This is a genomic window from Burkholderia lata, assembly GCF_902499335.1.
In the GTDB taxonomy this organism is placed as follows: Bacteria; Pseudomonadota; Gammaproteobacteria; order Burkholderiales; family Burkholderiaceae; genus Burkholderia; species Burkholderia lata_B.
Map to the genome: position 1 here is coordinate 195,868 of NZ_CABVQK010000015.1, position 26,622 is coordinate 222,489.

At 65.6% G+C, this 26,622-nt stretch carries 10 protein-coding genes; 2 read left to right on the forward strand and 8 right to left on the reverse strand.

Going from position 1 to position 26,622, the window contains the following annotated elements; genetic code table 11:
* Positions 1-2 precede the first annotated feature (2 nt).
* Positions 3-1,220 (reverse strand): type II secretion system inner membrane protein GspF, encoded by a 1,218-nt coding sequence (gspF, locus tag BCO18175_RS31925; protein ID WP_174911573.1) that lies wholly within the window; start codon positions 1,218-1,220, stop codon positions 3-5.
* Positions 1,221-1,860: 640 nt separating this feature from the next.
* Between gspF and BCO18175_RS31930 the strand changes: the two genes are divergently transcribed.
* Positions 1,861-3,198, forward strand: coding sequence for a substrate-binding domain-containing protein (locus tag BCO18175_RS31930; protein ID WP_174986820.1), 1,338 nt, complete (start codon positions 1,861-1,863; stop codon positions 3,196-3,198).
* A 164-nt stretch (positions 3,199-3,362) separates the two neighbouring features.
* Positions 3,363-4,700, forward strand: coding sequence for a substrate-binding domain-containing protein (locus BCO18175_RS31935; protein ID WP_174986823.1), 1,338 nt, complete (start codon positions 3,363-3,365; stop codon positions 4,698-4,700).
* A gap of 127 nt (positions 4,701-4,827) precedes the next feature.
* Here BCO18175_RS31935 and BCO18175_RS31940 read toward each other — a convergent pair whose 3' ends face one another.
* The 7 genes from BCO18175_RS31940 to BCO18175_RS31970 form a co-directional block, all read right to left on the reverse strand.
* A complete protein-coding gene (locus tag BCO18175_RS31940) occupies positions 4,828-17,565 on the reverse strand; it encodes a filamentous haemagglutinin family protein (protein WP_254608206.1) in 12,738 nt (4,245 codons plus the stop codon).
* Between the two features lie 311 nt (positions 17,566-17,876).
* A complete protein-coding gene (locus BCO18175_RS31945; RefSeq protein ID WP_174986827.1) occupies positions 17,877-20,108 on the reverse strand; it encodes a tetratricopeptide repeat protein in 2,232 nt (743 codons plus the stop codon).
* A complete protein-coding gene (locus BCO18175_RS31950) occupies positions 20,105-22,348 on the reverse strand; it encodes a tetratricopeptide repeat protein (RefSeq protein ID WP_174986829.1) in 2,244 nt (747 codons plus the stop codon). Before BCO18175_RS31950 ends, BCO18175_RS31945 begins: the two co-directional genes overlap by 4 nt.
* 42 nt (positions 22,349-22,390) lie before the next feature.
* The gene (locus BCO18175_RS31955; protein WP_174986831.1) at positions 22,391-24,613 is read right to left on the reverse strand and encodes a tetratricopeptide repeat protein; all 2,223 of its coding nucleotides are present in this window, start codon (positions 24,611-24,613) and stop codon (positions 22,391-22,393) included.
* A gap of 188 nt (positions 24,614-24,801) precedes the next feature.
* Entirely contained in the window at positions 24,802-25,470 is a 669-nt protein-coding gene (locus BCO18175_RS31960; protein WP_174986833.1) for a PulJ/GspJ family protein, read from the reverse strand.
* Positions 25,454-25,885, reverse strand: coding sequence for a type II secretion system minor pseudopilin GspI (gspI, locus tag BCO18175_RS31965; RefSeq protein ID WP_043179123.1), 432 nt, complete (start codon positions 25,883-25,885; stop codon positions 25,454-25,456). Before gspI ends, BCO18175_RS31960 begins: the two co-directional genes overlap by 17 nt.
* 298 nt (positions 25,886-26,183) lie before the next feature.
* Positions 26,184-26,390, reverse strand: a complete 207-nt coding sequence (locus BCO18175_RS31970) for a hypothetical protein (protein ID WP_174911594.1) — start codon at positions 26,388-26,390, stop codon at positions 26,184-26,186.
* Positions 26,391-26,622: the final 232 nt, after the last annotated feature.

Consider the following 26,622-nt stretch of genomic DNA (forward strand, 5'->3'; position numbering starts at 1 on the left):
CATCACTGCACCATGTTGTTCAGCTCGATGATCGGCATCATCACCGCCAGCACGATCACGAGCACCACACCGCCCATCGCGAGGATCAGCAACGGTTCGAGCAGGCTCGTCAGGAACATCGTGCGGCGCTCCAGTTCGCGCGATTCGCCTTCGGACGCGCGATCGAGCATCGTCGTCACGTCGCCAGTCGCCTCGCCCGAGCGGATCAGGTGCACGAGCACCGGCGGAAAAGTTTTCGTATGGGCCAGCGCGCGCGACAGCGCCGAGCCTTCGCGCACACGCACGATCGCATCGTCGACGTTCGCGCTCATCGCGCGGTTCGACAGCGTCTCGCCGGCCGCCTGCAACGCGCGCAGGATCGGCACGCCGGCCGCGGTCAGGATGCCGAGCGTGCTCGCGAAACGCACCGTGTTGTAGCCGCGCACGAGCTTGCCGGCGAGCGGCGCGGACAGCAGCCAGTGGTCGAACTTCAGCCGCGGCCCGTCCTGCGACAGCACCTTGCGGATCGCGAAGACGATCGCAATCGTTGCGAGCAGCGACGCCCACCACCAGTGCCGCACGAAATCGGACAACGCCATCATCACGACCGTCAGCGTCGGCAACTGCTGCTTCGTGCTGGTGAACACGTTGGCCACCTGCGGCACCACGTAGCTCAGCAGGAACGTAACGATGCCGAACGCGATCAGCGTGACGATGCCCGGATACGTGAACGCGAGCAGGATCTTCTGCTTCAACGCATTGCTTTGCTCGATGTAGTCCGCGAGACGCGACAGCACGATGCCCAGCTTGCCGGTGTGCTCGCCGGCTGCGACGAGCGCGCGATAGATCTCCGGGAAATCGCGCGGGTGCTGGCTCAACGCATTCGCGAACGAATGGCCGCCGACGACTTCCGCACGGATCGACGCCATCAGCTCGCGCACGTATTCGCGCTCGGCCTGCTCGCTCAGCACCGACAACGATTCGTCGAGCGGCAGCCCCGCGACCAGCAGGCTCGCGAGTTGGCGCGTGATGATCGCCTGCTCGCGCTGCGACAGCTTGCGGCCGAGCGACAGACGTTGATGACGTTCGCCGTGCAGGCGTTGCGCGGCGAGTTCGACCACGAGCGGCGTAAGACCCTGCGTGCGCAGATGGCTACGGCCCGCGCGCGCGCTGTCGGCTTCGAGCACGCCCTTCAGCGTGCGGCCGGTGGGATCGATCGCTTCGTAACGAAATGCCGACATGTCTGTGCCCTCGTGTCACGTGTGCGACTTTTCTCGACGACGTCGTGCAACGAGTCGGACAGAGTCGCCGGGGAAGACTACGGAGTGAACCGGCGCAGATTTGTGACGGATGTTGGGCTACCTTTTTTGGGTTTGGCGGGCTTTATTACTTTTGGTCGTTGTTCTTATATTGGATAAACGATTTCATTCGGATCGGCGACATCAATTATTCAATCATTAACGATAAAACTCACACGATCCGACTTTTTAAATTACCCCATTCAATAAATTTCATAAATATCTCAACCGCATGTCGTATTCGTCTCTGGAAGAAATGTTCCGTAGCATCCGCCACGAAACTGACTTGATGTTGCGATAGCGCTGCCGTGTGCGCCAACACGCCTGCAGCGCATGCCTGTCGCCACGGTACGCCATCACGTTCCCAACATCTGGGAATCGGTCATCCCGCGAATCGATCCTGATTTACCGCCATCCAATCCGGATAACGCATTGGCAAACTCGCCAAAAATGTTACGTACCATTCGTTATTAAAAATTCACACGCGTCATACGGATTTCCCCCTACATTTACCCGGCGGTCTACACGGCAATTCAACCGCAGCAGCAGGCTTCCCGTTTATCTTCGTCCAAGGAAATTTCTCATGAAATCCAGCAAGCGCAAGATCTGTCAAGTCCTCGCTCTCGTCGTTTCGGGCATGGGCGCATCCCTCGCGATGGCCGCAGGCCCGGTGATTCAAGGTGGTGGTTCGTCGCTCGTCGCGCCGACGATCGGCTCGGTCAGCAACGCCAACAGCGAAATCGGCCTGTTCGGCACGTCCGAAGGCACGTTCACGTACTACTCGGTCGGCTCGGGCGCCGGCCAGAACGCGTTCCTGAACAACCAGCCGACGTTCTTCGGCGCGGGTGTCACGGGCACGGTTCACTTCGCCAACAGCGATGCCGCGCTGACGACGGCTCAAGTCACGGCGTACAACAACACGGGCCTCGGCACCACGAACGGCCCGCTGATCCAGATCCCGTACATCGTGACGGCTATTACGGTTCCGGTCGTCAACGCACCGGCCGTGACGAGCTCGGTCACGCCGCAAACGACGCCGGGTCAGGCGCACAGCATTGCGCTGAACGACAATGACCTGTGCGGCATCTTCTCGGGCAAACTCACCGACTGGAACGTGGTGATCAATCCGGAAACTGGCTCGGCCTACTCGACGACCAGCAAGCCGATCAAGGTCGTGTATCGTTCGGATAGCAGCGGCACCTCCGAACTGCTGACGCGCCATCTGGCTGCCGTTTGTACGACGGCCAATACGAAGGCTGGCGTGACGTTCATCGATTCGCTGACGTTCGCGAACGCGACTGCCTTCCCGACCGGCGTACCGTCGAACTTCATCGGCGCTTCAGGCAGCGGCGGCGTCCGCGGTTCGCTCACGTCGCTGTCGTCGGCCGGCACGGCCGCGGTCGCGTACCTGAGCCCGGACTACACGAACACGTTCCTTGCGTCGCAAAGCTCGGTCGTGACGTCGTCGGGCGCACTGCAACTGCCGATCGCCAGCCTGTACAACACGACAGCCAACGCCTACTACGCACCGACGTATGCGAACGCGACGACGGCGATCGGTACGATTGCCGCCCCGGCTGGCAACGATGCTGCCGATCCGACCAAGTGGGTTCCGGTTTCGGGTACGGCTTACACGGCCTTGGCCAACCCGGCATCCGGTTATCCGGTCTCGGGCACGAGCCAGATCATCCTGAGCCAGTGCTACTCCAACGCCGCAGCTGGTACGGCTGTTCATGACTTCCTGAACAACCACTACACGAACGCCAGCTACGCGTCGGTCGTCCATGGCAACGGCTTCGACACCGTGCCGTCGGGATTCCAGACCGCGATTTCGTCGAACTTCCTGAGCAACTCGAGCGGCAACTTCCTCGACATCAACGATTCGGGCGTGTGCGGTGGGAGCGGCTTTGCCGGCCGGTAAGCTGAATCGCTTCTGAATCAAAGTCCTGATGAACCGCCTCGAGTGATCGAGGCGGTTTTTTTGTTTCAACACGCCGACCATGCACGACACCTTCACGCTGGGACCTGACGTACGTCACGCCCCGAAGGTTGCGCGAACATCCGTCGGCATCGTGAAAACCCTCTATGAATTCCATTCAACGAAAAATCTGTCAGGCTCTGACTCTCGTCGTTTCGGGTATGAGCGCAGAACACGCCTTCGCTGCGGGCCCGATCATTCAGGGCGGTGGTTCGTCGCTCGTCGCGCCATTGCTCGGCAGCACCGCGAACGCAGCGAGTGAAATCGGCCTGTTCGGCACGTCCGAAGGCACGTTCACGTACTACTCGGTCGGCTCGGGCGCCGGCCAGATCGCGTTCCTGAACAACCTGCCGACGTTCTTCGGCGCGGGTGTCACGGGCACAGTTCACTTCGCGAATAGCGACGCCGCACTCACGACTGCTCAGGTCACTGCATACAACAACACGGGACGCGGCACCACCGACGGCCCGCTGATCCAGATCCCGTATGTCGTGACGGCCATCACGGTGCCGGTCGTCAACGGCCCGGCCGTGACGAGCTCCGTCACCCCGCAAACGACGCCGGGGCAGGCGCACAGCATTGCGCTGAACGACAATGATCTGTGCGGCATCTTCTCGGGGAAGCTGACCAACTGGAATCAAGTGATCAATCCGGAAATGGGCATGGCCTACACGACGTCCAGCATACCAATCACGGTCGTGTATCGCCGGGACGGCAGCGGCACGACCGAACTGCTGACCCGCCACCTGTCTGCCGTCTGCACGACGGAAAACACGAAGACCGGTGTCACGTTTGTCGATTCTGTGACATTCGCAAATATGACAGCCTTCCCCGCAGGCGTGCCATCCAACTTCATCGCAGCGTCAGGCGATGGTGGTATTCGAACGTCACTTGCATCGCTGTGGTCGATGGGCGCGGCGGCCGTCGCATATCTGAGCCCGGCCTATGCAAATACGTATTTGGCACCATCGAGTTCGATCGTAACGTCGTCCGGTGTCTTGCAGCTTCCGATCGCCAGCCTGTACAACTCGTCGATCAGTGCGTACTACGCACCGACGTACGCAAACGCGACGACGGCGATCGGTACGATAGCCCCCCCGTCGAACTATTCTGCTGGCGATCCGACCCAGTGGGTTCCGGTTTCCGGTTCGGCTTATGCTGCTCTCGCCAACCCCGCTGACGGTTATCCGGTCTCCGGAACGAGCCAGATCATCCTGAGCCAGTGCTACGCCAGCGCGGCAGTGACGTTGGCAGTTCACGACTTCCTGAACTACCACTACACAAACGCCAGCTATGCATCGGTCATCCGTGGCAATGGTTTCGACATAGTGCCGTCGAGCCTTCGAACCGCCATCTCTGCGAACTTCCTAAGCAACTCGAGCACCAACTTCCTCGATATCGGCAACCCTGACGTTTGCGGTCCAACCGCATTTCCCGGCCGTTAGAAAGCGCTGCCAGTCAAACGAAATCCGATAAACCACCGGGACGATCAGGTGGTTTATCGTTCTCCATTGCTGACAAGCACCGTCTACACTCTATGTCTTCGTCCTTCAACATTCCTTCCAATTCCGCTCAGAACCTGTTCAGCTTCCCCAACTCCTCTTTGCTGAGCAACGTCTTCTGAGTCGGCCCCGCCGCCCCGAACCCCAACAACGAAACCGAATTCGACGAGTCGTAGCCAACCTGTTCCGACCTGCGCCGCTTCGATCCGCCATCCGGGCCGTTATCGCCGAAGCCCTCGACCTGCACGCTAATCGTCCAGCGACGCGGCGCCACGCCTGATGCGTTGTTCTTCGCGATGTCCTGCGCGACCTGGCTCGCCGCCGATGCCGCCGAGCTTGCCGCCGTTAATGCACCCGTGTTCACCGCCTGTACGAGCGGAATCCCGGTCGCCTTGCCCGTCACCTGGATGTTGTCCGCGTTCACCACACGCAAAGCCGCGACGTTCAGGTTGCCCGCACGAATGCCGGCGTCGCCTGCATCGACGGTCCCGCGCGGCGCGATCAGGTTCACCGTGCCTTTCGGCGCGCCCGGTATGCTCTGCAGCGTCGCGATACCCGCACCCGTCACCTGCCCACGCGAATCGACCGTGCAGTAATGGTTCGCATCGCATACATACTGCGGCGCCGGCGTGTCTGCCGACGTCTTCGCACCCTTGCCTGCGTTGATGTCCCCGTTCGAACTCCAGATCGTCATGTCGCCGCCTTGCTCGGTGAAGATCCGGCTCTGCGCGAGCAGCACGCTCTGGTCCGTGAAGATGTCGACGTTCCCCTTCTCGAGCGTCAGGATCCCCATCGTGCCGGGGCCCGCAACCACTTTCCCGGTGCTGTCGACGATCTGCGGCGGCGCCGTCGTGCTGCCGACGAGCGCCTGTCCGCCCGGCCCGAGGATCGTCACGTCGCCGCCCTGCTGGGTCTGGATCGTCGTGCTCCGGATGTCCAGATTGCCGGTACTGACCTGCTTGTTCGCACCATTCGACCCACCGCCCAGGTTGTTCGCCGTATAGCCGAACGAAGCCGGGAACAGCGTGTTGATCGCCTGATAGCCTCTCGCATACTGGCCGCTGTACGGACTCGACGGATCGTTGAAGTCCGCGCCCACTTGCGCGAGCACGCCGAACAGCACCTTCTCCGCGAAGAGCTGCTGTACGTACGACGGCAACGCCTGGAATTGCTTCCACGCTTCGTCGGTCGTCAACCTGCCAACCTTCACCTGCGCCGCATCCTTGTCTGCCTGCAGGCCCGTATCGACGCCAAGCCCCGCGTCGTACTGCTCCATGAATGCAATCAGTGCGGGCGTTGCGCTCGGGACGCCTGCAACCGAACTGCCCGGTGCGATATAGGTCGAGACGAACCCAGGCAGATCGACGCCGGGACCCACGCCGAACAGGACGTTGACGTTCGCGCTCTCGTGCGGCAGGTTCGGATTGTTCGCGTTTCCGATTGCATCGATACCCGTGAACGGAGCCGTGATGCTGCCTGTTTGCACATTCCTGTTGTACAGCTCGCCCTGACTCGTCAACGGGCCGATATTTCGTCCGGCCTGTACGTCGAACCAACCGGGGCCGCCAACTGCCAACACGGGTACCGCGCCACCTCCGGTGTTCGGAATCGGCGTATCGTAAATGTCCCGGCCGGCCACGATACGCGTCACGTCGGAACTGCGCAGATTCTGCCCCCAGAACGCCAGGTTTACGATGTCCTGGCCCGCCTGCAGAAGCGCCGGCTTGTCGATCGAAAGCGTGACGAGATTCTGGTAAAAGCCGTCACCGCTAGCAGATGTATCGATCCCGCCGTTGACGATGCTTCCGTTCAGACTATAGAGCCGCGCAGGCAGCGTATCATCGCCGTGAAGCGCCCCGGTCGCATGGGCGGCAATCGTCACGTTCGTCAACGCAGGAATACTGACATTCACCTGTGGGTTCGTCGGGGAAGGCATCCGAGAAGGATCGGCATCGGACATGCCGAATGTATTGGGCAATGCGACATTTGTCTGCTTGGCCGCCACATTGGAAAGGTACACGGACTGGTCTGCAACCAGATTCAACTGGCCGACGGCAGACGGATAAAGCACGCCACCCGAATCAATACTGATCCCGCCGCCGAATGCGGTCAGATTGACGTTCGCTGGCAGTATTCCATTCGCTCCCGTCAACAAACCACCTAGCGCGCCAAGGCGGACGTCTCCGGTTGTGGATAGAACATTCACCGCGGAGGTCGGCGAGTAAGCCTGATTGTCAGGATACTGCCCGTAATAATCCAGACGGACAGTGCGGGTAGGCTGATCACCGGGCGGCGCGAAGGTGCTCGCATAAGACGGATTCAATACTTGGCCAATGTCCACGCCTTGTCGCGCCGTGACATCGAATATGCCATCCTGCGTCGCGAGCACAGTAGAGACGGCAATCGAACCCACCCCGGTTTGTGGAGATGACACGACGATATCCGACCCGATGCGTCCGCCAGCCGAAATCGTCCCCTGTCCCTTCGCGACGAAGTAGTCACCGCTAAGAATGTCGCCACCGGCTCGCACCGTCAGATTTCCGCCGCCTACGGTGACAGGCTTGCCGCTTCCGTTCAGGTACCACGTGGTCGGCAACGACACGGCCAGATCCGAAATATTGCCACCGGCGCTGATCGATACATTACCGCCAACGCTCATTACACCTTGGTCAAACGCACCGAAGTCGATCGAGGTCCGCGTCAACGGAGCAAGGACGATCTGGCCATTGGAAGTGGTTCCTGCCGTGACTTCCATCCATTGCCACCAGTACTGGCCGATGCTGTTGCCGGCTCCCCCCGTTACCGCCCCGGCAGTATCAATCACGTTCTGCATGCCCGTGATGTCGCCCTGGGCGTGAATCGTGATGTCGCCGGCCGAATCGGGATTCACCGCCGGCGTGACCAGAACGTCCTGCGTGCCGCTCGCTCCGCGTGCGATAGCGATCGCGGCACCAACCGGCGGTGCCCCTGCAGCGGGTGCGCCGGCCGTATAGATCACACCGGGAATGGTCAAGGTTGACGAATCGGCCGTCCTCGACGTGTCGAACAAGGACACTTCGTTACCGGCCGCCACGTCGATCGATCCCGTGCCGGTGCGGATCGTTACCGGCTCGACGAGTGTCAATCCGTTCCTGTCGACATAGCTGGTATGTCCGCTCAGCATCACATTGCCGGTACCGGCGGAGGTCGCCCCTGCATTCGCTAGCGTCGAAACCGGTTGCAATGCGAGCGGGTTCGCACTCTGCACATCGGCACCCGACACGATCCGGTATGACGAGCTACCACCGCCAAGCAAGGTCGCGAAAGCTATCGGCATCGGGTTGTTTGGCGTCGGCACGTTGGCTGCCGCGTTACCGGGCAACGCACCGATGTTGATGATGCCTGTGTCTGGAACCGATGCGGGTGCGATCGGTGCATAGAACATGTTGTAGGCATTTCTAGGTGGGAGAAGACTAGACCATCGACTATTGAAATAGTCCGAGTACGCCAGCATGTAATTCGAATAGTCTGCCAAGTACGCAGCTTGGGCAGAACCAATCGAATTGCGTTGCAACCCGACCGGAGGCGTGGGCGCAGCGGGCGTCCCGAATCGGGTTACCGTCGGGCGAGCGTACCCAAACAGATACGACGTCGGGCTCTTGGATCCTGTCAGGTCCGGCCCCCAATAGGCAGTCAGATAATCCGAATAAGTGGCGAAATCAGCCAGCACCGGCGCCGGCGTCGTCGATGGCCTGATCGGCAGGATGTGCCCAATGTAATTCGATGCCGTGTCCGGCGACGTCCAAGCTTCGATATCCTTTTGCCAAGCTCCGGTATATGACAAATACGCAGAGTAATAGCCGGCCGTCTGTCCCGTTAGCGGCGAAGCGAGCGTCGCATTCGGATCTAGCGACGCCAGGCTCGCCGTAGCGCCATTCGTAAAAGTCACCGTCACCTGCGTCGGATCGTCGATCGACACGAGTTGATCGAACTTCTGCTTCGCGTCCGTATAGGTCCCCGTCGCCGTAACCGGCCCCGATCCACCGAGAATCGACGCCACCTGGCTCTGATAGAACCCGTCCGAAATGCTTGCGTATGCATCGAAGTTGTTCGCCGCACGGAACGTCAGCGTCGGCGCGATCGTCGATTGATAGCGGAAATCGGGCGTGATGCTTCCGCTGTTGTTCGGCGCGCCAGCACCAAGGTTCCAGTTCGACAACACCGAAATGTTACCGCCGTTGACCGCGTTGCCCGGATTGTCGAGCTCGATGCCCGGCACGATGCTGAAGTGCTGCAACGTGGTGCCGGCGAACTGGCTGGCAACACCATCCGGCCCATGCTGAACAAACGCCATCAGCGTACCCGGTGACGTTCCCGTGCCGTTCGCGCGATATCCATAGAAGGCCACATGATCGGCGTTCGCGGTCCCCGGCGCGAAATACGCGCCCGTCAGGCCCGTAAAGCTGCTCCCGGAAATCCCGTTTCGCAACTGGTCTTCGGTCACCGCAATCGACTGGCCAGTCGAGATATTGGTCAGCGTGCCGCCTCCCGTCCCGCCCGGTGCATAGGTGTACGTTACCGGCTTGCTGCCCGGCACCGTGAAAGTGCCCGCAAGCAGGTGACCGCTACCGTCGTACCAGCCTGCCGGATCGATGAGGCCGTCGAAATGCTGCGAACCCGTTGTCGCATCCGCCGCGCTCCACGTTGCGTACGCTTCGACGGTCGTCTTGCGTGAGCCATGCACGCCGGCCCCGTCGAGCACGACATTGACCGTGCCGTCGCGCAGCAATGGTGCACGGAAGTTGACCGTGCCGTCGAGCGTACCGCCCGGCGTACCGCCAGACACATCGATCGATGCGTTCGAGCCGAGCCGTATCAAACCTGACTGCGCCGCCGACACGTTCTCGTAACCGTAAGTCGCGTTGTACGGATTGGCCGCGGCCGGATCGAACGTCGCGCTCGTGCCGATCAAGACCTTGCCGCCGCGCTGGCTTGCGTTGGTTGCCTTCGCCAGCAGCGAACCCTCGATATCGACGCCGCTCTTGCCGAACAGGCTGATCTGCCCGCCGGCGTTGCCCGACGCGTCGATCGTCCCCAGCACGTTCACGTTGCCGTTTGCCGTATCCGACGCCTTGCCTGCACCGCCGTCGGCCGTCAGCGACACCGATCGCGCGACCAGCGCATTACCGCCCGACAGAGTCAGGTTGCCCGACCTCGTATGAATGTCGATCGACTGGTTCACGCCGCTCGACGCGAGCGTCTTCGCCAGCGAATCCAGGTTGGCCGCACCGGCCGTATCGAGCGACAGCGAGCCGCCCGCGTAACCGTTCGTTGCGCCGCCCTTGATCGTGCCGTTGAGATTCACGACTTGCTTCGGCGCCGACAGCGTCAGGCTGCCTGCCGCGCCGCCGCCTTTCGCTCCGGAGAAATCGAGCGTCGTGCCCGACTGAACGTCGACCGTTCCTGCATCGGCGGTCAGGATGATCGAACCGGCCGGCGCATACTGCGTCACGTCGAAGAACTGCTTCGACACGCCGGCAGCGCTCACCGTCGAACCGCCGCCGATCGTCAGGTTGCCGGTCGTCGCCTCGAGACTGACATTGCCGGCCGGTGCGGCGATCGTCGCACCGTTGTCCGCCAACGTGCCGCCGATGAATTTCCACGCGCCGCCAACCGGCGTTTTCGTCAATGCGGTGCCCGCTGCGCCGTTCAGAGCCAATGCGCCGGTCGTCTTCACGGTCGACGCGGAACTCGTATCGGCCAGGTACACGGGCGCATTCAGCGTCACCGGCAGCGCACCGAAATCAAACGTCCCCGTCCCCTGCCCGACAATGCCGCCGGTCGCGGTCAGGTTCGCCGACGAGAATCCGCTCAGCGTCTTCGTCCCCGTGCCGAAGTCGATCTCCTTCGCGTTGACCGTCAGCGTGCCGTTGCCCGGCGTAGCCGTGCCGTTCGGCGCGCCCGTCTCGTTCGTGAACGCGATCTGCTGCCCGTTCAACGTGACGTGGCCGCCATCGCTCGTGAACGTGCCCGCGCTCAGATCGACGCTCTTGCCGAACGTTGCATTCACGTCGCCGACGAAACCCATCGCGCCATAACTGCGCAGCGTGACGAGATCCGCGTTGCCCAGTTGCACGAGCCCGGCCGGATCGATCACGAAGCCCGGCAGGTTCGCCGCGGTCGCGCCGCTCGTATTGGTAAACGTGATCGCCGAACCATCCACCGTGATCGCCTTCGCCGACAGCGCCGCGCTCGGGTCGACCTTCAGGTTGCCCGACGAATCGAGCATTAACGCCTGGCCACCGGAGAGCGTCGCACCCGCATCGACGGTCAGCAGCCCGGCACCGGTGCCGCCCGTGCGCGTGAGCGGCGCCATCGCGCCGTTGGACACGCGCAGCAATGCGCCGTCGCCGGCGATCGTGATCGGTTGATCCTTTGCCGCCGGGTAGTCGCCGGCAGCCACGATCGATGCGCCCGCGTCGACCCGCAGGCCGTTCGCCGCATTCGAATCCGTACCGCTCGCATCGGTCTTCGTCACGAACAGGATCTCGGGGCCCTTCAACGACGAGTTGGCATCGTTCGACACCACCACGCTGTTCGCGATCGGCGTGATCGTCACGCCGTTCGTCGCCGCCGCGCGCGTGCCGCCGATCAGCAGGCTGCCAGCGTTCAGCGAGTCGAGCGCATCGCCGCCGATCTGCAGATAGCCCGGCAACGCCGCGCTACCGTTGCCGGTGATCTGGATATCCCGCGACGCGATGTCGACCTCCGCCGGTGCACCGCCCGCACCCGCCGCCGCGTTGAGCGTCGCGCCAAGCGCGAGCGCCTTCGTCGCGGCCAGTACGAGCTGGCCGCCGTCCACCGGCAGCGGCGGGGTCACGTTGCCCTGCTTCGCGGCCTGCGCGGTGAAGAAGTCGTTCGCGCCCTTCAGCGTGTACTGCGAGTACTGCTGCCACGTCGCACCCGACTGCACGTTGAAAAGCGTCGGCGTTGCGCTGCGGCCACCCGTCACCGCATCGGCAAAATATCCGGCCGTCGTGACGGTGCCGTCCGGCAGCACCTGCGACGCGCCCGGGGCGACGTTGCCCGTGACGGCCGATACCGTCACGCGATACGCGCCCGGCAGCGTCGCATATTTACCCGGCAGCAGCGTGTAGTAACCGGGCGCGAGGCCCGGCACGCCGGACAGGTACACGGCCTTGCCGATCGCGTCGTTCATCCCGGCCTGACCGACGCCCAGCGTCACGGTCTTGGTCGTCGGCGTGCCGTTGCTGGCGACGTCCGGCTGCACGGCCTGCGCGAACAGCGGATCGTACGCAGCGACCGGCGATTGCACGCCCGGCACGATGGCATAGACGTTCCCGGCGCCGGAGTTGACCGGCACCGCCGTCGCACCCTTGCCGCTCGCGTAGCTCACGTTGTATTGCGACAGCACGTCGCGCGTGCCGCCCGTGCCCGGCACCCATTCGGCAGCCTGCAGGTCGCCGCCGCCGGACAAGTCGATCGTCGCGCCCTTGTTGAGTGCGACGCGCGTGCCGTTCACACCGATGTACTTCGCAGGCGGCGCATTCAGGTCGGAGACCGTCGTGCCTGCGAGCGGGTTGAATTGCCATTCGACACCATCGATCGTCGTGCCGTAAGGAATGATCGATCCGCCGTTCGACACCGACGTCACGCTGCCGTTCGTGAACGTCACCGAATCCGTCGCCACGAGCGGCAGGTTGCCGAACTGCTTCTGCGTCGTACTGTTCGTCGGGTCGCCGACGCCGAATACGAGTGTCCCGGACGGTGCACGTACGGCACCGCCCTGCACAATGTTCGTCGCGTCGACGAGCAGCGTGCCGCCGGCTGACAGCGGCGTGCCGGATGAACCGTTCGTGGCGAACGTGACGGTGGTCGGTGCGGGCTTGCCGGTGACCGAATCGACCGGGCCGACCGCGTTGACGATGAACGTGCTACCGGTCGCCGGATACACGTCCGCTGCCTTGAACGTCACGTTGCCAGGCGTGTACAGCATGCCGGGCGCCAGCCCGACGGGGCCGCTCTGCGCCGCGCTGGTCGAACTGAGTCGGATATCGCCACTGCTCGTGAAGTTCGCTTGGCCGAAATTGTTCAGTTGGAACTGATTGCGCAGGTCGAGGAACGATGCGTTCACGTTCAGCGTCGCATCGGACAGCGTCGCAACTGGCGCGAACGCGGGTGTCGATGAGGTTGCCGTCGGCCCCGCCAACCCGACATAAGGTGCGTTGATCGTCACCGTCGTGCCGAGCGGATGCGCCGGCGGCTGCGCGAGCAGGTTCACCGGCGCCGAATTGCCGTTCGCCGGGGTAGACAGCAGCGTCGAGAGCTGGTCCATTCCGATTGCCGCGATGCGTCCGGTGTTCAGCGTCACCGATTCGGGCAACGTGAGGTTCACGTTGCCGGCAAACACGATCGGCGGCACCGGCGCACGAATCGGAGACGGCGTGCTGTCACCCAGCACGAGATTCGCGATTCCCGAATCGTTCAGGCGGTCGGCGGAGAACTGGATCACGCCGGTCGGCTGACCGATCGGCTGCCCGGTGGTCGGATCGATCGCGACCGAGAAATCCTGGCCGGATGCAAGCCCGACGGGAACGAGCATGCCGCTCTGCCGCACGACGAGTGCCGTGGCGCCGGCCGAGCCGCTGATCTGATGCGGCAGGATCGTCAACGTGCCGCCACGTGCCTGCGACGCGCCACCGTGACCCGCCAGCGTCGCATCCGAGAAGAGACCGTACGCGGCCGACAGCGTGATCGAGCCTGCATCGCTCCATACAGGCTGACGCGCATAGGTGCCGTTCGCCTGCAGTTGGTCGAAGTTCGCCGACGCGCCCGACGCGTCTATCTTCGAACCGGCCTGCGCGACCACGTAGCCCGAATCGCTCGACAGCGTCACCGCACCGCCCGGCAGAACCTTGCCGGTATTCGGCACGACAACCGTACCGCCGATCTTGACCGGCGCGGCAAGCGGATTGGCAAGCGCGACGCCCGATACGTCGAGCGTCGCATCCGAACCGAGCCAGACGGACCGGCTGTTGCTCGGCGTGAAGACATTGAACTGGCCCGGTTGAGGGGCCGTGGTTCCGGTATCTGCGCTCAGCACGATCGACCCGCCCGGCGCGACCACCGAGCCGAGCACCGTCACCTGCTTCGGCGATGCCAGCGCAACACTCGCCCCGGCGTCCGCATTGATCGACGCGCCCGCTGACAACGTGACCGCGCCGGTCACGCCCGGATACGACGGCACTGTGCCGCCGGACGCCGCGGTCAGCCACGACACGGCGTTGCCGCCGGTCAGCACGAGGCTCGTCGGTTGCCGGTGATACGCGTCGAGCTGGCCGATCGTTGTCAGACCGCCCGCGGACAGGTTCGCGCCCGACCCCGTCTGCAGGAGTGCCAGCGTATCGGGCAGCAGGTTCCTTTGCGTCAGCGCAACCGTCGCGCCCGGCGCGATGGTCGAGTCGTAGTACGCGTTCAGCACGTACTTGCCGAAGCCCTGTTCCGAGAAGAAGCTTTGCGGCAGATACACGTCCCACGGCGCCGCTGCCGCCTTGTCCCCGCCGATCCGGAAGCCGAGCGCACCCAGCGTCATCGTGCCGCCGCCCGAGAAACCGTCGCTCAGGATCGTGCCGCCCATTGCAATCGTGCCGGCGATCGGCTGGGTGCCTGGCAGGTTCGCACCGCCGTCACCCGTATCACCGAATTGCGCGCCGCCGGCGGGTACCGCATAGGTCTGCAACGCAACGTTGCCCCCGCGCCCGGCCGGCACGCCGTTCTGCATCAGAAACTGGCCGTTCGCAAGCATTTCTCCGCCGCTCGAAACATCGAGCACACTGCCGGGCTGCAGCAGAATCGAACCCGTCGCGTCCACGGCGTTGCCGTTCACGAATGTCGAACTCTGTTTCGCCGACAGCGAAATGCTCCCGCCGTTGATGAACTGGCTATTGCCGGGCGTCGTGCCCGGCGCTGCCTGCACGTCGTTGTTCACCCACTGGCCGGCCGCGCTGATCACGCCCTGCGGCCCGACGACGACGTTACCGCCGCTCGTGATCGAAATCGAACCGGACGGCGCGGACAGCCGCCCCGCGACATTCACGTCGGCGCCAGCCGCCGGGCTGTTGAGCGAGATCGAACCGCCCGGCTGCAGGTTCAGTTGCGTGCCTTGCGCGACCACGATGCCCTTGCCGGCGTTCTTGTCCTCGGTCACGTTCAGGTTCGCGAAGCCGCCATTGTTCAACTTCGCAACGGGCACGACCTGCGTCGTCAGCAGGTTGTTCGGATCGTTGGCCGCCAGCGATTGGGACGCGGTCTTGTCGATCGGCGTATCGATCGAGAAACCCGGCAACAACGCGCCAAGTTGCGGTGCATTGTCCTGCAGGATCACGGAGCCCGAGGTGCCGTTGATCGTGATCGTCGAGTTGGCGACACTGTTCCACGTCATCCCGACCAGTGCCGCACCGGCCAGTTTCGGATCTGCGCCGAGGTTGAACGTCCCGCCGGACGGCAGGCTGTTGCCCTGCATCTGCTTCGCGCCGCCGAACGACTGCGCGCTGATGTCGCCGTCGAGCACCAGCGCCTGCGACGCGAACAGATCGAGCGTGCCCGCATTGCCGCCGACGATGTAATCGGACTGGTAAGTGCCGCTCGTCAGTAACGGGTTGTACCAGGATTTCGTCACCCCCCAGCGCGGATGATTTTCGACGAACTGCCCGGCGATGCCGACATAGTTGTCGTAAGGGCTTGCCTGCCCGATCGGTACGATCGCGCCGTTGGCATCGACGAGCCGCGTCGTGTTGACGATCCCGCCGTTGTAATGCACATACCCGCCGTTCAGGTTCATCGACGAACCTGCAGCGGTCATCACCTCGTTGCCGGACAGCGTGATCGTGCCGCCGTTGGTCAGCAACTGGTCAACGGTGCGCGGAATCAGGTTCACGTACCCCGACAGGTTCAGGATCGGGCTGCCGACCCACTGCACGCCGTCGCTGCGCGTGCCCGTCAGCGTGCTGTCGACTACCGCACCCTTCAGCCCGAACAGGAAGCTGTTGCGCAGCAGCGGCGAATCGGCCAACTCGTTCTGGCCGATCCGGTCGATCGTCACGAGCGTTTGCGAAATCGGCGCCTGCACGTTCGCCAGCCCCGACACGTCGATCGTCGCACCATCGTCCACATAGATCCGGCCCGGCACTGCCGTCTGGCCCGGCACCTTGTTCGTCACGACCGACGGCGCGTAGGCCGTCACCGACACGTTCGAACCCGGCGCCTCGATCAGCGAGCCGCCCTGGAACCACACGGAACCGGCCGTCATGGTGATGCCGCCCGGCGTGAATGTCGTACCCGGCGTGGACGTCGCGGTCTGGCCGTTGTTGTCCGGCAGCACCGTCGTCACCGATCCCTGGCCGAAGCTCAACAGGCCGGCACGATTGATGGCATCGCCTCCACCGCCGTTGCCCGTGACCGGCGTCGAACCGGTATAGGGATTACCCAGCGGATTGTTCGACGCATACTCGTCCGCGGTCGAGATCGTGATCGTGCCCGGCGTATTCACGCTCGTCGTCACGCCCACCACGCCGTTCTGTGCGACCCGGCTGCCGAGCAGGTTCACGTTGCCGCGCGCGGCCTGCACGATACCCGTGTTCGTCAGCGTGCCGGCGGGCGTGACGTCAATCGACGCGCCAGTGGCCGGATCGACCGTCACGATCTGGCCGCTCAGTTCCGGCAGCAGGACCTGCGGATTGATCGTTTTGCCCGAGTTGGGCAGAAGGCTCACCCCCACGCCCGCCGCCAGCACGACCTGCCCCGACGTCGCCGAAATGCTGCCGGCATTCGTCACATTCGGTGCGGCGACCAGCACGAAGCCGCCGTCGCTTGCCGTGCCGTTGGTATGCGTCGTGATCGACGCGCCCTGCTCGATGGTCACATCACCCGGTGCCTGGTAAGCGCCGGTCAACGTCACCTTGTTCCCCAGCCCCAGCACCTCGTTCGGCTTACCCCCCGCCCCGACCGTCCCGCTCGAACTCCCCGACTGCGGATAAGCCAGCCCGCCCGTCGTCCCCGCCGGCAAGCTCAAGAACTGCTGGTTGCTCGCGACAATCCCTGCAGGCGTCGGCACCAACTGATTCTTCATGTCGAGCAGGTTCAGCGACGAAGCAACGAGCGAATGCACATTGACCTGCGACCCCGCACCGAACAACACCCCGTTCCGGTTGATCACATACACCGCCCCCTGCGCGGTGATATTCCCGAGAATCTGGCTCGGCTTCCCGCTCGGATCGTTGATCCGGTTCAGCACGGCCCAGTTGTTCGCGCCGTTGGTCTGCGTACCGCCCGACTGGTCGAAATTCAGCGTCGTCTGCCGGCCGACGTTCATCGTCTCCCACGTCAGCACCGCGTTCTGCCCGGTCTGCTTGACGTCGACGTTCACGTGCCCGCTGCTGTCCACGTTCTGCGTCGGCGCATTCGCGTTGAACCACAGCACCGGATTGTTCGTATCGCCCGACGCGCCGGCCGCCACCTGCAGCCCGCCCGGCGTCAGCCCGTTCGGCACGCTCGAAGGCAGCTTTGCCGCTGCAGCCGCCGCATTCTGCTGCGCGGCAATCTGCGCGGCGATCGCATGCGCGGCATACCCGAGGTTGCGGATCGAAGGCTGGCTCGCCTGCAGCGCCTGCTGCGGCGACACGCCCAGATTCGGCATGCCCGGCGCGCCACCGGCACCGCCCGCGCCGCCGCCCGATGCACGCGCGGCCGCCGCCCCGAGGTTCATGATGCCGGCCGCCTGCACGTGCGCGGACGCGCCCGCCAGCAGCATCAAGGCCACGGCCCGGACCAGCGGCCGCAGTTCCGATTTCAGGACCGGGCGCGAGCCCGTCGCGTCAGGTTGTCGTGCCGTGCGTGCGCGTGCTGCCATTCTTCACCCCGAATCCTATGAAATTGCGCTTGACGACGGTCGCGCCGAAAGCGGCGCCGATCCGTTTTCGCGCTCGGTCGTTGCAACCGGGATCGAACCCGGCCACTGGAATCCCAAGAACATACGAAGGCCCGATGGCAGCGGCGTGGCGGGTGTTACGGACCATTCGGGCCGCATGCGAAAGGTCCGTAGCTTTTGTCACAGTCGGTCGGTCACGCGGTTGTGCGGATACGGGCCGCGAGGGCCTGCGCCACACGCTCGACCAGCGCCGGCCAGTCGCCGGGAAGCCCCTGCCGGAACAGCGTCGCGCTCGGATACCACGGGCTGTCGTCGCGTTCGAGCAGCCAGCGCCAATCCGGCACGCGTGGCAGCATCACCCATACGGGGCGCCCGAGCGCGCCGGCCAGGTGCACGATCGACGTATCGACGGCGATCACCAGATCCAACGAGTCGACGAGCGCGGCCGTTTCCGCGAAATCCCTCAGCTCCGCCTCGAACGACAGCACGCCGCTTGCCGCGAATGCATCGGCGTCGCGCGGGCGTACGCCTACCTGCAGACTGACGAACGTCGCATCGAGCGCGACGAGCGGCGCGAGCGCGGCGAACGTCATCGACCGGTTTTCGTCGTTCGCATGATCCGGATTGCCCGACCACGCGAGCCCCACGCGCAATCGTCGCGGCTGGGCGGCCGCATCAAGCCGTTCGATCCAGGCGGCGCGCCGTTGCGGGTCGGCATGCAGGTACGGCACGTCGGCCGGCACCGTGTCGAGCGTCGTGCCGAATGCGAAAGGCAAGCTCATCATCGGGCAATGGAGATCGAACGTCGGTGCCGGCTGCCCGTCGACGACGACGCGGCTCACGCCGCGCAGCGTACCGAGCAGGCCGGCAAGCGCGGCCGGTACGTCGATCAGCACGGTTGCGCCGCGCGCGTGCGCGAGGCGCGCGTAGCGGCAGAACTGCAGCGTGTCGCCGAAGCCCTGCTCCGCATGCAGCAGCAGCGTGCGGCCGGCGAGCGGCTCGTCGCCCGTCCATTGCGGGCGGTCCGCATGACGCCGGTGCAACGTCACGTCGGCGGCATCCCAGCGCGCTTCATGCTGCCGCCAGCCTGCTTCGAAGTCGCCCATCACCAAACGGCAGAACGCCTCCGACCGGCGCGCGACACCGTGATTCGGGTCGCGCCCGCATGCCAGCGCGAAATCGACAAGCGCGGCTTCATGATCGCCGAGTTGCTGCCGGGCGACCGCGCGCGTATAGATCTCCTGCGCCGTCCGGCCCGGCGCACCGACGGCCGCCGCGTAACTCGCGAGCGCATCGTCGTAGCGGCCGAGCAGTTGCAGCGCGATCGCGCGATTGCACAGCACTTCCGCATGCGCGCCACGCGCTTCGAGCGCACGGTCGTAATGCGCGAGCGCTTCGTCGAACGCACCGAACGCCCGCAGCGCGCCGGCCCGGTTGCGCAGCGCGTCGAAATCCGCCGGTGCACGCGCGAGCGCTTCACCGTATGCGTGCGCGGCTTCCTCGTGCCGCCGCAGCCCGAGTAGTGCATTGCCGCGGCCGACCCACGCGCCGAGGTTGTCGCGGTCGCGCGCCAGCAGCCGGTCGCTGCGCTTCAGCAACTCGTCACGCAAATGCAGCAAGTCAAGCGCGACACAACTCACGAACAGCAGTTGCATGTCGTCCGGCATCCGCACGAGCGCTTCGTCGAGACACGCCAGCGCTTCGGCCGGACGCCCCAGCTCGATCAGCGTATAGCCACATGCGTAAACGAGATCGGGTGTCTTGCCGCGCACGACCATCGCGAGCTGGAAGCAATGCAGCGCCTCTTCGCCGCGGCCGAGCGCACGCAACGCGTGGCCGCGTTCAGCAAGTGCCGCCGGATCATCCGGATCGATCCGCAGCGCGCGCTCGATGCTGATCAGTGCGTCGGCGGGCCGGCCGAGCGCGCGCAATGCCTCGCCGCGCCGGACCCACGACACCGTGCGCGCTGGCTCGCGCGTCAGCGCAAGGTCGTAGGCACCGACCGCTTCGCCATGCCGGCCGAGCGCATGCAGCGCGTCGCCGCGCGCCGCGTAGGCCTGCGCATGGCCGGAATCGCGTGCGAGCGCCTGCGCGGCCGCGTTGAGCGCTTCACGATGACGGCCCGTGCCGCTCAGCGCCTCCGCATGATTCACGAAATTCCACGGGTGATTCAGACCGGACTGCATCGATCGCGCGATCAGCGGCTCCGCACGCACGGCGTCGCCGAGCTGGAGATGCGCGAACCCGAGCAGATGCAGCGCCTCGACGTGGTCGGGCATCATCGCCAGCACGCCCTCGTAAAGCCGTTTCGCGCCCGCGTAATCGCGTTGCTCGAGTCGCGCGCGCGCATTGCGCAGCGCATCGTCGACGGCGGCCCGCAGCGGCGCGGCACCCGCGCCGAACGCCGGTGCCTGCGCCGTGCTCATCGCGACGCTCCCGCCACCAGCGCCGGCAGCGCGTCGCGGAGCCGCTCGACGACCGGCGCCCACTGCCCGCCTTCCGGCTGGCGGAACAGTCGCGCGCGCGGATACCACGGGCTGTCGTCGCGATCGAGCAGCCAGCGAAAGTCCGGCGTGTGCGGCAGCATCACCGCGAGCGGCCGGCCGAGCGCGCCGGCCAGGTGCGCGACCGACGTGTCGACGCTGATCACCGCATCCATCGCCTCGGTCAGCGCGGCCGTTTCCGCGAAATCCGTCAGTTCGTCGCCGACGAAGCGGATCGGGCTCGCATCGAGCACGGGACGATCCTCATCACGAATCACCTTCTGCAGGCTGATCCATTCGTAGCGGTCGTCGAGCAGCGGCAACAGGTCGGCGAGCGTGATCGAGCGATTGCGGTCGTTCAGGTGCAGCGGGTTGCCGGACCACACGAGGCCGATGCGCGGCCGGTCGGTCGCACCCAGCCGCGCGCGCCAGTGCTCGACCCGCGCGGGATCGGCGCGCAGGTATGGCCCGCCCGCCGGAATCGACGACAGGTCGGTGCGGAATTCGAGCGGCAGGCTCAACAGCGGGCAATGCAGGTCGAACGGCGGCAGCGGATCGCCGCGCGCGACGAGCACGTCAACGCCATCGAGCGTCGCGAACAGCGCCTTCAGCTCGACCGGCGCCTCGACCACCACGCGAGCGCCGAGCGCCTTCACCAGCGGCACGTAGCGGCAGAATTGCAGCGTGTCGCCGAGCCCTTGCTCCGGATACAGCAGGATCGTCTGCCCGTCGAGCGGCATCCCGTGCGTCCAGCGCGGCTGCGCGAAATCGCGCCGGCTGCCGTCGAGCTGGCTGTCGCGCCAGCGCCATTCGTATTCGGCCCAGCCGGCCTCGAAGTCGCCGATCGACAGGCACAGGAACGAGCGCATGCAGTGCGCGTGCGCATAGTCGGGATCGATGTCGATCGCTTCCGCATACGCGTGCAGCGCATCCTCGTGCCGCCGCAGTGCGCGCAACGCGCTGCCGCGATGGAAATGCGCAAGCTTGTCGCGCGGCGTCGCGGCGATCACGCGGGCGAGATCGTCGAGCGCGCCGTCGTAGCGATGCGTTTCGAGCCGGACGCGCGCACGCGTGAACGATGCGGGTGCATAGTGCGGATCGATCGCCAGCGCGCGATCGCACATGTCGTGCGCATCGTCGTGACGCGCCACCTGCATCAGCGCGCTTGCGTAGTTGCACAGCACGCCCGTGCTGCCCGGCTCGACGTCGAGCGCACGCGCATAGCTGTCGACTGCATCCGCGAAGCGGCCCAGATGGCTTGCCGCATTGCCGCGATTGGCGAGCGAGCGCGCATGGCGCGGGTCGATCGCGAGCGCACGGTCGCAACGCATCAGCGCCTCGTCGTGCCGGCCGAGCTGTTCGAGCGCGATCGAGCTGTTGAAGATCGCATCGACGAACGTCGGGCTCGCCGCGATCGCCGCGTTGAAATCCGCCAGCGCGTATTCGGGGTCGTTCAGGTCGAGATACGCGACGCCGCGCAGGAACAGCGCGTCGGCGCTGCCCGGCCGCAGCGCAAGCGCGTGACCATAGCTGTCCGCTGCATCGCGGAAGCGGCCGAGCTCACGCAGTGCGAGCCCGCGCGCGCGCATCGCGTCGAACGTGCGGCCCGCAAGTGCGATCGCGCGGTCGCAATCGGCGAGCGCATCGTCGAAGCGCCCGAGCGCACGCAGCATGTCGCTGCGCTTCACGTAACCGTCGGCGAACCCGGGCGTCAGTTCGAGGAGACGATCGTAGACCGCGCACGCTTCGTCGTACCGCGCGAGTTGCGCGAGCAGCCCGGCCCGTTGGAACAGCACGCGCTGATGCACGGGATTGATCGCGAGCGCCTCGTCGAGCCGCGCGAGCGCATCGTGCTCGCGCCCGAGACCGGCCAGCACGGCCGAGTAGTTCGCGAGCGCGAGCGGCACCGGCTGGCGCTCGACCGAGCGCCGCATCAGCGGCTCGGCATCGTCGAGCCGCCCCTGCTGGAAGCGCACGGCGCCGAGCAGGTGCAGCGCCTCCGGATGCTCGGGATCGAGCGCCAGCAGCTCGGCATAGGCATTCTCCGCATGCTGCAGCGCGCCCTCGTGATGCGCCTTGCGTGCGCGCACGAGCAGCCGTTCAAGCTGCATGGTGTCGGGCGGACGGCGATCCGGCGCGACCGTCGCGCTCGCCAATGTCGTCCCTTCCCCGTTCGGTGTCATCGTGTGGCCCCCACTGATCGCTGTTCGTATCGCGTGTCGTGTCTAACGTGTCATCGGTTCGAGCGCGGCACGCACCGCGTCGATCGCATCGGTCCAGTTGCCGGGTGCCGGCTGGCGAAACAGCCGCGCGGACGGATACCACGGGCTGTCGTTGCGCGTGCGCATCCAGCGCCAGGCCGGCGGGTCGGGCAGCAGCACCCAGACGCGCGCGCCCAGCGCACCCGCCAGATGCGCGACCGCGGAATCGGCCGCGATCACGAGATCCAGCGCGCCGATCAACGCGGCCCTGTCCGCGAAATCGCCGAGTTCGTCGTCGACACGGCATACCGGCGCATCCGCCAGCCACGCGGCGTCGCGCTCATGCACCGGCTTCTGCAGGCTGATCCAGTCGACGTCGAGATCGAGCAGCGGCGCGAGTCGCGCGAGATCGATCAACCGGCCGGCGTCATCCCGTCGTGCCGGATCGCCCGCCCACGCGAGTCCGACGCGCAGCCTGCGCCGTTCGCCGAGCAGCGTGTCCCACTGGCGCGTGCGCTGCGGGTCCGCATGCAGGTACGCGGCTGTGTGCGGAATGGTGTCCGCGTCGGTGCGAAACGCATGCGGCAGGCTCGGCAGCGGCACATGGCAGTCGAAGGCGGGAAGCGGCTCGCCACGCGCGATCACATGGGCCGCGCCGGTGAGCGACGCCATCAGCGCGCGCAACGACGGCGGCACCTCGAGCACCACGCGTGCGCCGCGCGCCGCGACGAGCGGGACATAGCGGCAGAACTGCAGCGTGTCGTCGATGCCCGGTTCCGCATGGATCAGGATCGTCTTGCCGTCGAGCGGTTCGTCGCCGTGCCACACCGGCTGCGTGAACGGCCGCGCATGCTGCGCGAGCTGCGTATCGCGCAGCCGCCATTCGTACCCGCGCCAGCCGTGCGCAAAATCGCCTTCCGTCAGGTGCAGCGCGGCACGCGCGCAGTGTGCGGCGGCGAAGTCGGGTTGCAGCGCGAGCGCGCGATCGTAGGCGGTGAATGCTTCATCCACCTTCCCCGTCTCGGCAAGCAGGTTGCCGCGGGCCAGCCAGTTCGTCGCAACATCGGGGCTCAGCGCAAGCGCACGATCGAGCGACGCGACCGCTTCGTCGTAGCGGTGCAGGTCCCGCAACACGTCGCCGCGGTTCGTCCACGCTTCGGCGAAATGCGCGTCGAGCGCGAGCGCGGCATCGTAGCTCGCGAGCGCCGCATCGAAGCGCTGCAGGTCGCGCAGCACGGTGCCGCGATTGCACAGCGTGTCGGCCGAACGCGGATCGATCGCAAGCACCCGCTCGTAGCTGTCGAGCGCATCGTCGTGGCGCTCGAGTTGCAGCAGCGCATTGCCGCGGCTTGCGAGTGCGCGGACATGATTCGGCTCCACCGCGAGCACGCGTTCGCAACGCGCGAGCGCCTCGTCCGCACGGCCCAGCCGTTCGAGTACGGCCGCGCTGTCGCAAAGCGCGTCGAGCCGCGCGGGATCGGCCGCGAGCGTGTCGTTGAAGGCGGCAAGCGCTTCGTTCAGACGGTCGAGCTCGGCGAGCGTGCGGCCGCGCTCGGCCATGATCGCGGCGATGCCCGGCCGGATCGCGTTCGCGCGATCGAAGCAATGCAGCGCATCGGCCGCGCGCCGCAACTCGCGCAGCACGAGGCCGCGGTTGAACCAGGATTCGAACGAATGCGGATCGACCATCAGCGCGCGGTCGTAGGTGTCGAGCGCGTCGTCGAGGCGGCCGAGCGCGCGCAGCGCGCCGCCGCGATTGCAGAGCGCGTCGAGCACGAGCGGCGACACCGCGAGCGCACGGTCGAACGACACAAGCGCGTCGTCGTAGCGGCGCAGGCCAAGCAACGTGTTGCCGTGGCGCACGAGCGTCTGCACGTCGTCGGGCGCCGCGCGCAGCGCGTTCGCGAAATGGCTGAGCGCCTCGTCGATGCGGCCGCGCTCGCCGACGATCGCGCCGAGATCCGACAGCGCGCGCACGTCCGGCGCGATCGCGATCGACTGGCGCAGCAGCGCTTCGGCCTGATCGGCCGCGCCGCACTGGAATTGCAGCACGCCGTACAGATGCAGCGCCTGCGGATGATCGGGCTCCTTCGCGAGCACCGCGAGATAGTCCCGTGCCGCGTCGTCGAAGCGACCGGCGCCATGCCACTGCTGTGCGCGGCCCAGAATCGCCGCCGACTGCCATTGCCCGCGCGCGTCGTGTCCCGACGCGAGCGCGTGTGCATCATGCCGGTGCTCGACCGTCACGTTCGCCCCCTTCCCGTTTGCCGATGCCGCCGCTGAGCCGGTCGATGGAACCGGTTGCGTCGGTCATGCTCGTGACGAGACTAACGGACGGCCAATAACAGACGTATGACGAAAGTTACGGACCATTTTGCCCGGGGGACGGAACGGCTTTCGGGGCGTGGCCGCGTGCACCAGACGGCATCGCACACTCACTGGCCGATCGGGATCGTCCGCACGTATTCGACCGCCGGCGCGCCCATCGTGACCGCGAAGCGAACCCCGCGCGGCACCGGTACGCCGATCGACGTCGAGTTGCTGATGCCGTGCTGCGCGAGAAACTGCGCGTAGGACTGTTCGATGTCGGCCTGGCTCGTCGTCCATCCGCCGGGTGGAATCCACACGGAAAGCTGCATCGAGCGCGCATCATTGCTGACCACCACACGCGCGAACGCATCCATGTGATGCAGCGCGTCGTCGACCTCGGCAAGCGACGCGAGCGGCTGCGACGCGCTGCGCACGAGTTCGCGCCCCTTGAGCTGGTAGCGCACGACCTGCATCTGCGTCGGTCCGCTCCCCACTCCGAGATGGCGCACCATCACGAGTTCGCCCGGGCGGATGCGCAGCGGCGGCCCGAACACTTCGTCGGGCGTGACGAGGTTCGTCAGGTCGAACTGCAGTTGGGAGAAGTAGCGGCCGAGCAGACGCGTTTGCGCCAGATTCGACGCGATATCGTCGCGGCCGCGGATCGTCGCATCGAGGCCGCGCCACGACAGCAGCGCGATCACGGCGAGCAGCGTGATCGCGACCAGCATCTCGATCAGCGTGAAGCCGCGGGCGCGGGCACGCACCGCCACGCGCGGGTCAGCGACGCGCTTCATTCTGGATCACCGTGACGACTTCAGCGAGCACGTTGCGGCTCGACGCGGACGGATACACGCTCACCGTCACGCGACGCACGAGCGGGCTCGGCAGCGCGGCCACCGACTGGCGGCACACGAACCGGTAGCGGCCCTGCGGGCACGCGAACGTGTTCGTGCCGACGGACGGCCAGGTCGATGCGATGCGGATCTCGCCGAGCGCGTTGTCGGCGCTCCATAACGCAAGCAGGCGCATGCGCGCCATGTCGGTATCCGACGCGAGCGCGCCGATCGCGCGCATCACGGCGCCCAGCGCCACGGCGACGATCGCGAGCGCGATCAACACCTCGATCAGCGTGAATCCCCGTTCCGGCGCCCGCGCCGTGCGCGATCCGCCGCGCGCATGGCGGTTGTAGTCGGTTCTGTCGTCGCACATGACCTGCATTCTTGTCGATGGGTCGTCGTCCGGCGTCCGGCGTTCAAACCGCGGCGCGAAGCCGCATCGCCGACGCGACGGACGCCGTGCAAGGACGTTAAGCGTGGCGTATGGCACACGCGTGTCGAATGGTACGGACCATTTGGCGCGGCGAGCGCGGACGAGCCGGCGCGCAGGAGCGCCGCACGCGCTATCGCGCGACGGGCGAGCGGAAAACTGAAAGCGATCGGGAACGAACCACCCGGCCGCGGGCGGTGAATAGTGAAGACGATCCTCAGGCGGGATCGCCGCGACGGCGTCAGGCCGTCACGGCGTCGTCATACTCGGCGCGGGCAAGCTGGCCGGCGGCGTAAGCCTCGGCTTCGCCGCGAAAGCCTTCCCGGCTGAACGCGACGACTTTCACGCCGACGCCGGTCGCCCGCTTCACCGTCAGCGCCCATTGCCATCCGCCGTCTTGTTCAAAGACGTGCAGCGAGGGTTCGAAGGAAGGGTCGAATACGGTCACGCGTTTTGCTCCTGCCCCCTTGCGCACCGCATCGGCGACGCTTGGGGCATGTCGAAAGGATCGCGCCGGGATGCGACGCGTTTCTGCCATTCGACAGTCTAGTCAAAGATTGTTGCGACGCACCATCAGAGGTTTCACTCATCTATCGGAACCGGGCGGTCGATCGAATTTACCTGAAACCCATATGCCACGGGCCTCAGCGCCATTTCAGCGCGCACGGCTCAGCGCCGAT